Origin of the sequence: Lactiplantibacillus sp. ME-2 (genome assembly GCF_022549155.1) — a bacterium.
GTDB lineage: Bacteria > Bacillota > Bacilli > Lactobacillales > Lactobacillaceae > Lactiplantibacillus > Lactiplantibacillus plantarum.
Window position 1 is genome coordinate 15,296 of record NZ_JAKZEQ010000041.1, and the last position, 12,029, is coordinate 27,324.

Annotated in this window: 14 protein-coding genes; 7 read left to right on the forward strand and 7 right to left on the reverse strand. The window is 44.4% G+C overall.

Annotated features, from left to right (window positions below; translation table 11 throughout):
• Window positions 1–35: 35 nt before the first annotated feature.
• Window positions 36–818, reverse strand: coding sequence for a hypothetical protein (locus MMY95_RS12970; RefSeq protein WP_003641846.1), 783 nt, complete (start codon window positions 816–818; stop codon window positions 36–38).
• Between the two features lie 245 nt (window positions 819–1,063).
• Here MMY95_RS12970 and MMY95_RS12975 point away from each other — a divergent pair, with 245 nt between their 5' ends.
• Both MMY95_RS12975 and lpdD read left to right on the forward strand, forming a co-directional pair.
• Entirely contained in the window at window positions 1,064–1,627 is a 564-nt protein-coding gene (locus tag MMY95_RS12975) for a UbiX family flavin prenyltransferase (protein WP_087509421.1), read from the forward strand.
• A gap of 2 nt (window positions 1,628–1,629) precedes the next feature.
• Complete coding sequence (gene lpdD / locus MMY95_RS12980) at window positions 1,630–2,040, forward strand: gallate decarboxylase subunit LpdD (RefSeq protein ID WP_087509424.1); 411 nt, start codon at window positions 1,630–1,632, stop codon at window positions 2,038–2,040.
• Between the two features lie 294 nt (window positions 2,041–2,334).
• Here lpdD and MMY95_RS12985 read toward each other — a convergent pair whose 3' ends face one another.
• Window positions 2,335–2,775, reverse strand: coding sequence for an Rrf2 family transcriptional regulator (locus tag MMY95_RS12985; RefSeq protein ID WP_003641849.1), 441 nt, complete (start codon window positions 2,773–2,775; stop codon window positions 2,335–2,337).
• Window positions 2,776–2,959: 184 nt separating this feature from the next.
• Between MMY95_RS12985 and MMY95_RS12990 the strand changes: the two genes are divergently transcribed.
• Window positions 2,960–3,649: a TetR/AcrR family transcriptional regulator gene (locus MMY95_RS12990; RefSeq protein WP_087509647.1), complete on the forward strand. Its 690-nt coding sequence runs from the start codon at window positions 2,960–2,962 to the stop codon at window positions 3,647–3,649.
• A gap of 170 nt (window positions 3,650–3,819) precedes the next feature.
• Entirely contained in the window at window positions 3,820–5,214 is a 1,395-nt protein-coding gene (locus MMY95_RS12995; RefSeq protein WP_241277696.1) for an Nramp family divalent metal transporter, read from the forward strand.
• Window positions 5,215–5,345: 131 nt separating this feature from the next.
• Here the strand turns inward: MMY95_RS12995 and MMY95_RS13000 are convergent, their stop codons facing one another.
• The 5 genes from MMY95_RS13000 to MMY95_RS13020 form a co-directional block, all read right to left on the reverse strand.
• Window positions 5,346–5,993 carry a hypothetical protein gene (locus MMY95_RS13000; RefSeq protein ID WP_087509652.1) on the reverse strand — a complete coding sequence of 216 codons (648 nt, stop codon included), beginning with the start codon at window positions 5,991–5,993 and terminating at the stop codon, window positions 5,346–5,348.
• A 55-nt stretch (window positions 5,994–6,048) separates the two neighbouring features.
• A complete protein-coding gene (locus tag MMY95_RS13005; RefSeq protein ID WP_087509655.1) occupies window positions 6,049–6,354 on the reverse strand; it encodes a hypothetical protein in 306 nt (101 codons plus the stop codon).
• A 40-nt stretch (window positions 6,355–6,394) separates the two neighbouring features.
• A complete protein-coding gene (locus tag MMY95_RS13010) occupies window positions 6,395–6,646 on the reverse strand; it encodes a hypothetical protein (protein ID WP_003641854.1) in 252 nt (83 codons plus the stop codon).
• 252 nt (window positions 6,647–6,898) lie between these two features.
• Entirely contained in the window at window positions 6,899–8,281 is a 1,383-nt protein-coding gene (locus MMY95_RS13015) for a HAMP domain-containing sensor histidine kinase (RefSeq protein WP_087509659.1), read from the reverse strand.
• Window positions 8,268–8,972 carry a response regulator transcription factor gene (locus tag MMY95_RS13020; RefSeq protein ID WP_087509662.1) on the reverse strand — a complete coding sequence of 235 codons (705 nt, stop codon included), beginning with the start codon at window positions 8,970–8,972 and terminating at the stop codon, window positions 8,268–8,270. Before MMY95_RS13020 ends, MMY95_RS13015 begins: the two co-directional genes overlap by 14 nt.
• 165 nt (window positions 8,973–9,137) lie before the next feature.
• Between MMY95_RS13020 and MMY95_RS13025 the strand changes: the two genes are divergently transcribed.
• The 3 genes from MMY95_RS13025 to celB all read left to right on the forward strand — a co-directional run bounded on the left by MMY95_RS13025 (window position 9,138) and on the right by celB (window position 11,864).
• Complete coding sequence (locus MMY95_RS13025; RefSeq protein WP_164878057.1) at window positions 9,138–9,425, forward strand: hypothetical protein; 288 nt, start codon at window positions 9,138–9,140, stop codon at window positions 9,423–9,425.
• Window positions 9,426–9,505: 80 nt separating this feature from the next.
• Entirely contained in the window at window positions 9,506–10,237 is a 732-nt protein-coding gene (locus MMY95_RS13030) for a MurR/RpiR family transcriptional regulator (protein WP_104795506.1), read from the forward strand.
• 301 nt (window positions 10,238–10,538) lie between these two features.
• Window positions 10,539–11,864 carry a PTS cellobiose transporter subunit IIC gene (gene celB, locus MMY95_RS13035; protein ID WP_241277697.1) on the forward strand — a complete coding sequence of 442 codons (1,326 nt, stop codon included), beginning with the start codon at window positions 10,539–10,541 and terminating at the stop codon, window positions 11,862–11,864.
• Window positions 11,865–12,029: the final 165 nt, after the last annotated feature.

The following is a 12,029-nucleotide window of genomic DNA, read 5'->3' on the forward strand; positions in this document are numbered from 1 at the left end:
TAAGGCTCCTGCTGAACGTAGCGGGGGTCTTATTTTTATGAACTAATCGCTTGCAAGCGTGCTTGTTGTCGAATCGCTTCAACATAAATGCGGACAAAGTCGGTGCCGTACAGGACTGCTAGTTGCTGTTCCAGATTTGGTGTGGGTGGCAACACCTTTAGCAAGGGTCGAATCCATTGATTGGTGGGCAATAGTCGCAATAGATGGTGGCTGGTGAACTGTGAGAATAGGAGATTGCGGCCGAAGTATTGTCCAAGATGATTTTGGAAAGCTGGTTGCTTAACTGGCACCAGTTGGAGACTACTGTTATTCATGTTGCCTAGTAACAATTTGGCCTGACCAAAGTCGTCACGAAGGTCAAAATGCTGATTCTTGTAGGCCTTAGCGATTTCAGGTGCTAATTGGACCAACCAAATGAGCTGATGTTGTTCCAAATGCAGAATCAAGCGCAGTGTCATAATATCAGTTGTCGTGAGTTGATAACTGTATTGTTGCAGAGTGGCTGGTGTTAATTCTTGACGCAAGGTCCGTTGAACGGCGTCAAAATTTCCAGCCTCCCAACTAATGGTTAATTGATCATGGTTCGTCAGCCATAGCAAATGATCCGCAATCCGCAAGGTCAAAAAGCGCGGGGCTGCCGTCCCTGGCGTCTTTAGCATTAGTAGCCAGTAAGAACTGGCACTAGAACGTGCAAAATTGCGTGCTAAGACGTGCGCACAGGTTGGCAAGGCTAGTTGGACAGCTAATTGTAAGCGTCGCCGGTCAGTAGCAGTATTAACAAACTGGTGTGGGTCGTGTGTGATTCGTCGTTTTGCCATAGACATCCCTCCCTCATTAATACACTACCTTAATTATAGGTCAAAAAGCGTGGTGTGGCGCATTGAATGTTTGGTTTTAACGGTAAATCAAATGTTATTAGAGACGTTTGATTCGCCGATATTCCAGTTAAGAATATTAACCAGTCAAAACTCGATTTGTTTCAACCAATCGCGCAGGTTAAGATAAAGATGAAGGCTTAATTGAATCATGTATCATTAATCTACAGAAACGGGGCGATGTTGTCATGAGACGAATTGTTGTAGGAATCACGGGAGCGTCCGGTACGATTTACGCGGTCGACTTATTAGAAAAGTTACATCAGCGGTCAGATGTTGAAGTTCACCTGGTAATGAGTGCGTGGGCTAAGAAAAACTTGGAGTTAGAGACTGATTACTCGCTCGCGCAGTTGACGGCGCTCGCGGATGCTACTTATCGGGCTAATGACCAAGGCGCAGCGATTGCCAGTGGTTCGTTTTTGAATGACGGAATGGTCATTGTCCCAGCTAGTATGAAGACGGTAGCGGGGATTGCGTACGGCTTCGGTGATAATTTAATATCGCGGGCTGCTGATGTCACGATTAAAGAACAACGTAAACTTGTGATTGTTCCACGTGAAACACCGTTAAGCGTGATTCATTTAGAAAATCTAACAAAGTTGGCAAAACTCGGTGCCCAAATTATTCCACCGATTCCCGCTTTTTATAATCATCCACAGTCCATTCAGGATCTGGTCAATCATCAAACCATGAAAATTTTGGATGCGTTTCATATTCATAATGAAACTGATCACCGTTGGGAGGGGGATTAAACATGGCAACTTTTACGACTGAGCAGGCCGGGTATCAAATACAAGCAACACTCCAAGTGATTGGATATGACTTGTTGATCGTCGTTACCGGTGGGACCAATCCCCATATTGGTGACGTGACCACACTAACTGCCAGCACGGTTCCCGAAACGGTTAAGTTTCCTAGCCATGATGGTCGCTTCCATAAAGATAACTTTATTTCGGAACGAATGGCCAAGCGGATTCAACGTTATCTAGATGGAAGCTGTACAATTACTGCGGGAATTCATGTCAACCAAATTACTAAAGCACAAATAGCAGCTGCGGCACCAATGACGGATGACCTCAGCCGCCAGATTATTAGCTGGTTACAGGCCCATCCCGTCCAGGCTGAAAAGCCGGAATATTACGGGCAGAATGAGCAACCGCGGTAGATTCGTAACGCATGGGGTGTCGAAAACAGCGCAATATTGTCTTTGCGCCCTATTGCTGGATAATATGTACCGAGCTGGCCGTTTATTGTTATTAAAATTGTACTAGATGAAATAATTCAACAAAAAAATTGCGCTTCAGATGTTGATTCTGAAGCGCAATTTTTTGTCCAAGTTAGGCATAAACATACTAGCATGTTTGTATTTAAACGGAGTGGCTTGCAAGGTGAATTATAACTTTAGTATCGACATGCGCGCTGGCTTCCGCAATCGCACACCGTCAGCTAATTTGGCAGCTTATTTGTGAGCGTCCTTCTTTGCTTGTTCCACTAAAATGTTATCGACCACGTCTTGTAAGCTAGTCTTAGCTAACCGTGCTTCGGCCGCCGTTTGCGCGTCTTGATAGTATTGCTTCAGAACGGTTTGAATATTGCCGCCAACAATACAATCCGGATTGGTCTTAGGATCGACGGCGAGTAGCGGCTTATCACCCTCAATTGCGTAGAAGACGCTGAGCAGTGAAATTTGACTTAAAGGTTTGGCGAGTGCCGGTTGAGCAGTACCGGGAGTTGTCGTAATTAGTCCGGCTTGTCGAAGCTTGCTCATCAATCGGCGAACAACGACTGGACTAGTTTCAATGCTGCGGGCGATGGCGTCACTTGTTAATTTAGTATCTGCGTAAATTTTAATGTAGGCTAGTAAATGGATCGAGTCGCTAAAGCGGGTTGAAACACGCATATAATCACTTCCTGTAACTTAATTGGTTACTATGATTATAAATAAATCCACTTATAAAAGCAATTAACGAGTTTAGTTAAGCTGATGATGTAACTTTTATAAAGATGGTTGTTTTGGGGGACCGAATCAGTTATGATGTAAATGCCAAAATTGAGCAGTTACTGCAAAAAAGGAGCTTATCATCATGAGTGAAATTGAAACCATCCAGGCCTATTATGCGGCTTCATTGGGGAAGGATGGTCGTATTACCCGGACCCAACGGCAAATTTTAGCCGCCGCGCTCGACTTATTTGCAGAAAAAGGTTATGAAGAAGTTGGCACTCGGGAGATTGCAGAGCGGGCCGGTGTCGCTGAAGGAACTTTATTTCATAATTTTGTTAATAAGAACGGTATTCTGGACGCCATTATGCAGCCGATTGTGCAGAATATTTTGCCAACGATGTTGAACACTTTGGATCAGGCAGTTTTAGATAGTCCTAACCAGACTTTGCAAGCATTTGTTGTCGCCCTTGTGCGCGATCGGGTCGCATTTGTCACACGTAACCGGGCCTCCTTAGCCGTCATTTTGTCCCAATTTTTCAATAATGCTCAGGATCGAGCGGCCGTCTTAGGGATGGTTTCACCCAGCATTTTGGCGCAGGCAAATGAAGCGATGGATCGCCTGAAAGCCGCTCGAGAATTAGTAGATTGGCCGAATCGCATGATTTTACAATTGGTGTTTTCAACCATTGGGGGATATTTAGTCGAACAGGTTCTCTATCCACAACTGGATGATTTGAGTGATGAGCAATTGATTCACTATCTCAGTGATTTTTTAGTTAATGGTTTGAGCCCACGGAGAATCCCCTTACAAGATGATAATACCGCGTTATAACAAGCTTTAGGGATGCCAAAGTAATAATTAATAATAGTTGACTAATAGGTTAATGGTGCTATACTACCAATTGGAATTAAAGTGAGTGCTCAATTAAGGGGACGCACTGTTGAGGATCACGTAGTAGTCCACAACCTGAATTCTAAACCAATAGAAGAGAGGGTTTCATAATGAAATCAGCAAAAACGAAGGATCACGCTAAGATGAAAGCTGCCGAAGAAAAGGCGATTCATTCAACGGGTGCCGATAGTAAGAGCTTGGACGAAGTCAATGGGAGTGTCCGGGTCCCTAAGGATGCCAGCTTCTGGCGAACTTTAATTGCCTACACTGGACCGGGTGCACTAGTTGCAGTTGGGTACATGGATCCCGGGAACTGGATCACATCAATCGCAGGTGGATCACAGTACAAATATGCATTACTTTCTGTGATTCTGTTATCAAGTTTAATTGCCATGTTGCTACAAGCCATGGCCGCTCGTCTGGGAATTGTGACGGGTAAAGATTTAGCACAATTGACGCGGGAACGAACGTCAAAAGGAATGGGGATTTTTCTCTGGATTATTACTGAACTAGCGATTATGGCGACCGATGTTGCTGAAATCATTGGTTCTGGGATTGCTTTGAAGTTATTATTCGGATTTCCATTAATTGTCGGTATTTTGATTACCACTGCCGATGTCTTGATTCTGTTATTATTAATGAAACTTGGTTTCCGGAAAATCGAAGCAATTGTGGCAACGCTGGTTGCCGTGATTCTCTTCGTCTTCCTGTATGAAGTTATTATTTCACAACCTAATATTCCAGAAATGTTAAAAGGGTATGTCCCAACTAGTCGGATTGTCAGCAACCGTTCAATGCTATTCCTAGCACTCGGAATTGTTGGGGCAACCGTTATGCCGCATAACTTGTACTTGGGATCATCAATCTCACAAACACGTCAAGTTGACCGGAGTGACGAAAAAGAAGTTGCCAAGGCTGTTAAGTTCACGACAATCGACTCCAATATTCAATTGTCAGTCGCGTTCGTTGTTAATAGTTTGCTATTAATTCTTGGCGCCGCACTGTTCTTTGGAACTAAAGGGGATCTTGGCCGGTTCGTTGACTTGTACAATGCACTTGGCGATAGTAAGGTCGTTGGCTCGATTGCGAGCCCGTTACTCAGTATGCTCTTTGCCATTGCGCTGTTGTCTTCTGGTCAAAGTTCTACGATTACGGGGACGTTATCTGGTCAGATCATCATGGAAGGGTTTATCCGTTTGAAGATGCCACTTTGGGCACAACGGTTATTAACTCGGTTAATCTCGGTTACACCAGTGTTGGCTTTTGCGATTTATTATCATGGCAATGAAGCGAAAATTGAAGATCTGCTGACGATGTCGCAAGTCTTCCTGAGTATCGCGTTACCATTTGCCATGATTCCGCTAGTCATGTTCACGAGTAATCGGGCGCTGATGGGGAACTTCATCAACCGTGTCTGGGTCAAGTGGACGGCTTGGATCGTGACGGTGATTCTAATCATCTTAAACATTTACCTTATTTTACAGACTGTCGGTCTGGTTAAATAATCAAACATTAAAATGAGCTTTCCAGGGATTGCAAAGAATTCCTGGAAAGCTCATTTTGTGTTTTGGGAACAGCGGCAATGCAAGATACCGATTCAAAGCGCCGAGTGCTAATACGCACCAGTAATTGGCGATTAACCGACTTTGGATGGCCAGTCTTGCTTAGTTGGTATGATGGTAAACGGAGTCGCAGTGATGAGGTCCGTGAGGCAGGGGAGCAACCCGGCTTCAAGGTTATATAAATCGTGAACGTGTGCGCTAGTTTGACCGTGCTCAGCCATCTTAAGTAGCTGAGGCTGGGTGAACTGGAGTTGACTGGCTGGTAGAATCAGGTCCGGTTGGCTGCGGCGTGTCAACGGTTGGGCGTGGTCGTGAACCAAGTAAGCAAAATTAGGCGCCGTATTGAGAATTAGCGTTAAAACGCTGATTTCATGGGGATCTAATTTGGTTGCTAACTGGTTCGTTTGACTAGGGGAATAAACCATGGCGGCGTAGATTTGAGGCGCCAGCTCGGGTAATTGGCGGCTAGGCGGTGTCAGGGTGACCGTCAGTCCCAATTGCCAGCTGGCGAGCAACAATCCCGGAATCGTTACGACTTGTGCGGGGCTCAGTAGAATGGCTTGTCCGGCATGCACGTTCTGTTGTTGCAGACTAGTTTCACACAGTGCGAGGTCTTCTAAAACATCGGCCCCGGTATACCAGTTGCCATTTAGATCTTTCAGAACTGGTTCGGCATATTGACGTTGTAATTGGCGGGTAATGGCCTTAGTCAGCTGACTCATCGCGGGGCCTCCTTTAAGGGTTTAAGTGACGGGGCGGAAATTAAGGGTGGCAGTACTACTTTGCGTTAGTGAGATACTTCATCTTAGTGATACTCTGGCTACTGGCATCAATGGTTGCTAACACTTGATTTTGGGTGGATTTAACGACAAGCTTAGTTGGCTGTGGTGTTAAATCATGTTTCGGCTGGTGGGTCGTGGTACCCGTTGCGAGTTTAGTATCACGAGTAACCTTGTTGACGAGTGTGGTGGATGTCACTTCAGGATTTGTTGTCGTCGTGTCAGCAGAGGCGGAAATGGAAGTCGCAAAGAGGGTTCCGGCAGCCATTAAAGTAAGGGTTAGTTTTTTGAATGTGTTTTTCATAATAATCGAACTCCTTTTAGTTGTTATTATTAATGAATGATTATTGGGCAGCTGGCATTAGCCAGTCGTTAGAGAGTAGTTGATGGAAGTGACGACCAAGTGGGACCCATAATTGCGAACGGCGGATGTTTTTTAACGTGTCCCAGAATAATGGATCTTGTAGTTGTTCATCACTAAGTTTGACTTTAACGAATTCGCCCTCTTCAGTTTTCGCAATCACCAGTGGGTAGGTCACCTTAACCAATTGAACGGCGGTGATATTTTTAATTTTTGGATCAGTATCTAATAACATATCTACATAGCTCCTTAGTTGTTGTGAGTCATTCTGTTTTTATGAGTTAATTTTTAAAGTTGGTTTGTTTAATTGAATGACTATAGTTTACCGGCATATCGCCGTGGGAACTATCGACTTTCCATAAACTTTATCTAAGAAATTCTTAGATTCAGACTTAGATACTGATAAATAGGGTGACAACAAGTGCTGAATCGCCTTAAAAAAGCCAGCTTTAGGTGCATGAGGCGACCTAAAACTAGCTTGGTAGTACTATTTTGAAATTGGCCAGCTGACCGTAAAGACACTCCCGGATGGCTGGTTGTCGGTGATTTTGATGGTGGCCTGATTCAATGTGACTAACTGTTGAACGATTGCTAAGCCCAGGCCACTGCCTTCAATTGCTTGTGACCGAGATTGGTCAACACGGTAAAAACGCTGAAAGACAGCCTGTTTTTGATCGTCTGGAATTCCCTCACCATGGTCGGCTACAGCTAGTTCGACTGCTTGAGCAGTCTGGTGCAAACTCAAGGTAATCGGTTGATCATGTGGCGAGTATTTATGGGCATTATCGAGTAAGCCCACAACGATTTGTTGTAACATTTCCGCATTACCTTGAACGTGGATGTTCGGATCAATTGCGAGCGTCAATGGTTGATCAATTGATGGCTGGTAATGTTCAGCCAGTGACAACATTAATAGTGATAGGTCTTGGTCAGCTAAGACTAGCTTAGCGCGATCAGCTCGTGAAAGGTGAAGTAGGTTCTCAATCAGATGTTGCATTCTTAGTGATTCTTCATCAATAAACTGTAATGATTCTGGAATCACTTCGGGGTGGGCGTCACCCCGCCGCTTGATTAGACTGAGATTACCGCGAATCGCAGCAATCGGGGTTCGCAGTTCGTGCGAAGCATCAGAAATAAATTGACGCTCATGCTGCAGTCGTTGATTTTGCGTGACTAACAGTTCATTAAAGGCCCGACCGAGGTCGTTGATCTCGCGGGGGCTAGCAGGCACGTCTAAGGTGGGCTGGTCGCTATCCGGATTGTTCGATGTGTACTTGGTTGCGTGTAACAGTTTAATGGTTGGGTCACTCAGTCGCAGTGCTAAACGATGGGCCCACCAAGTCCCCAGTGCCAAGGCGGCACAAGTGACAGCCAGCATGAGCAGAATCAAAATAATCAGACTGTTGAACAATCGCCTTAAGCTGACCCATAGTTGGTAAGTGTTATGCCCATCTTTTTCACTATAAGATAAGAAGAAACCAAATCCGCGAACGTAGACTAACGGCCCTACTAGCTTAGTTTGTTGCTTGGTGAAAAATGATTTGGACGATGGGGTAGTGATGATCGTCTGTTTCGTTTTAGTGGCGGTCGTCAAGGTTGCTTTCTTGGTGGTTACCCGGATAAATGCCGGTTGTTTCGTATTGCGTGTCGTCGTATTGTTCCATTGAATAAAACTGGGGACGTCTTTGATATTCGCCTGGTTAAGACTGCTCATCAAGTCACGGGCTTCCCTAGTCGTATTGATCGTTTGCTGAGTGCCGACCATCAGAAGGGTGATCAAGCTAACCAACAACGTAATTGTCAGCATTAGTCGGCGGATGGCTTTATCGATCAGCTGTTCATAGGTCGGGGTGGTGTTATTTTTGGGCATCAGACATCGGCTCCCTTAGTTTATACCCGACGCCGCGCACTGTTTGAATGAGTGGTGTTGCACCAGGCGTCGTGATTTTGTTGCGCAAATAGCCAACATAAACATCAACGACATTTTGCTGCCCGAGAAAGTCGGCACCCCAGACTTGATCAAGTAAATCATCACGGGTGAAGACTTCGTCGGGATGGGCGAGGAAGAATTGTAGTAGATCGTATTCACGGTGAGTTAAGGTAACTTCTTCCTGCCCGTTAGTAACGCGGTGGGCTTTGGTATCTAGCTGGATATCATCTAGTTGGTAGACTTGATTGGGTTCAACTTGATTTTCAATGCGTCGTTGGATAACCCGGATTCGGGCCAATAATTCTTCGATTTCAAATGGTTTGGTGATATAGTCGTCGGCACCATTGTCTAACCCGGCAACTTTATCACCGACATAATCTCTAGCGGTCATAATAATGACTGGTACTTGATCGTGTTTGCGAATACGGCGAAGAACTTCCATACCGTCAAGTTTTGGCAACATCCAGTCTAGCAGGATGAGGAGCAACTCGTTTTGATGCGCTTGGTAGGTTTCCATAGCTGCCAAACCGTCAGCCGCTACCAAAACGTTGAAATCCTCAAATTGTAGTTCTTTGGTCAAGTAGCCAGATAGGCTGCCTTCATCCTCAACAATTAAAATCGTGTTTTTCAATGTTATGCTCCTCTCAATAATCCTGGTTTATGTCTAATTATAGCGAATAATTATGACGCTTTTCCGATATTTTGACTTATTTTTATGGATTTGTGTGAACTAAATGAAAGCGTCACCGGACTTATGCTAAAATTGGACTATGAAAATGGAAGGTAAGTGAGTGACATGGGACTTTTTCGTGACGCCATGCAGGCACTGTATCACAGTGGTCATTATGGTTACAACATCAATGTAAAGAAGTCGGCTCCTGCCGTTGATCCGAAGGAAGTACCAGCGATTGCGGCGTTAGGACGTATTAATCGAACGCCCAACTTTAAGACATGGTCCGTTGATTCGCCCTATAAAACGGCCGAATTTACGGCTAAATTAACTGACGCAGTAGCAACTTGTGCTTTGGAAATGCAGGATCTTGAGATCAAACCGCAGATCGATGGGCGGTGGGGCGATCAATAAGCGGAATTTGTTCCCATAAATTCTAATGGTCATATTAATTTAATGATAGACCAATTAATCAATAGTGACGGGGTGAGTCAATGTTTTCGTACGATCAGGTCCAGCAGTTAAACCGCTTGGAAATTGAAATTTATAAGTATATTGTGGGTCATCCCGCTGAAGTAAGTACTATGACGATTCGACAATTGGCCGACCATAGTCACGTCTCAGCAACGACTATTTTGCGTTTTCTAAAGCACATGGGCTATGATGGCTATGCAGAATTTAAGTTCACATTAAAAGAACAGTTACGGCAAGATGCCACACAACCGTTAGCTCAGACAGTTGTACCGATGCGGACGTTTTTTGACCGCATGAACTTACCTGATATCACGGCTAAACTTCATCGGGTCGCAGAACTGGTTCATCAAGCCCGAATGGTCGTACTGATTGGGTCAGGGACGAGTGCCGGCCTGGCCGCATATGGCAGCCATTTATTTGCTAACTTTGGTTTATATAGCTTGATGATTAGTGATACGAGTCAGCCCAATCCGGTTCAGCAACAGGATTTATCGGATACCGTCTTTTTCGCACTTTCAGTATCTGGAGAGTCTGAAGATATTATTGAACAAAGCGTTTATTATCGGCAGAGTGGCGCGAAGGTGGTCGCTATTACCGCTAGCAGTCATTCGACGTTAGCTGGGATTGCGGACGTGGTGTTAACTTACGATACCCCGGAAGTTCAAGCAATCAGTGGTGGTAGCACCTTGTCCCAGTTGCCCGTCGTTTATTATCTGGAACAATTAGCTATGATTATTCAGCCATTAACGTAAAGGTAATTCAAACCAATCTTTGGAACATGTTCTAAAAAAGGAACAAATTCCGATGAATGGAACAACACCCATTTTAGAGTGAAAGGGTATACATTTTGAGAATGACAGGTATAATGAGTTTTGTAGGAAACGTATTCATGGGTACAAATGTCAGATGACAGGACTACTTTGTAACGGACGAACTCAGTTTTATGTAAACGGTTAACTACTGATTGACCGTTAGCTTACTTAAATTATTCTGATTGTTTGAGAATGTTCGTTAAATGAATATGCACAACAAATTATTTTAGGGGGTCACGACATGAGCGAAAACAATAACAAGTCGAGCTTTGTTAATGACCGACTTGTCCCTTTCTTTGGTAAAATTGCTGGTTCTCGTCACTTAATTGCCTTACGTGATGGGATGACACTGGCAGTGCCAATGATTATTATCGGGTCGGTCTTCATGATCATTGCGCAATTCCCTATCAAGGGTTATCAGACCTTTATGGCCAATACCTTTGGTTCGAATTGGGCAACGATTGTCCAATATCCAACTAACGCCTCGTTCCATATCATGGGCTTGATTGCGGTTATTGGGATTTCTTATAACTTGGCAAAGAGTTATAAAGTCGATCCAATCTCTGCCTCAATTGTTTCGTTAGGCGCTTGGTTCTTAATGATTCCATTAAACACCGATAAGGCAGGAGCACTGTGGGTACCATTAACCCAACTTGATTCGGCGGGGTTATTCACGGCGCTACTGATTGGGTTGTTTATTACTGATTTTTACGTTTTCATGGTGCATCGCAATTGGACGATTAAGATGCCTGATAGCGTGCCACCGGCAGTTAGCAACTCGTTTGCAGCCTTAGTACCCGGTTTCGTCATCTTATTCTTGATGTGGTTACTGCGGTTGGCTGTTGAAGCATCACCAATGCAGAGTATTCCTAACGTGATTTCATTCGTCTTGGCTAAACCATTAGGCTTGTTGAGTAACACGTTACCAGGGGCCTTGGTTGCTGAATTCGTTGTATGTATTCTTTGGATTTTCGGGATTCATGGTGCCAACGTGGTTTCTGGGGTCATGCAACCAATCTGGTTGGCTGCGATGTCACAAAATGCGGCTGCTTTGAAAGCTGGCAAGGCTTTACCAAACGTTGTTACACAACAATTCTTTGATAATTTCGTTCACATGGGTGGTTCTGGTGCAACCTTAGGATTAGCTTTCATGATTGCCTTTGTTTCACGGAGTGCAGAATTCAAGACGTTAGGTAAGTTGATTATTGGTCCTGCCATTTTCAACATCAATGAACCGATTGTCTTCGGGTTACCAATCGTTATGAACTACCGAATGGCCATTCCGTTTATTGCTGCACCGTTGGTTAACGTAACGACGACATACTTTGCAATGTCGACTGGCTTAGTTGCGAAGACCGTTGGGGTCATGGTTCCTTGGACCACGCCGCCAATTATCTCTGGTTACTTAGCAACGATGCACATCTCAGGTGCAGTATTACAAATCGTTAATATTGTGCTTGATGGTGCTATCTACTACTTCTTCTTCAAGGCCTTAGATCGTGATAAGGTTAAGGAAGAAAAGACCTTTGCTGCTAAAGAAGCTGCTGGCAAAACGGTCGAAGCTTAAGTTAAATCATTAATGTAATAACCATAGAACACCACTATTAACGACTTGTTGAAAGCTTGCTGATGGTGGTGTTTTGATGTCGAGTTTTAAGAAGTAGTTGCAAATTAAAGCGTAAGCACCCAATAACAAACCGGCTATAATTACGCACTTCAGTGCGATAGAATC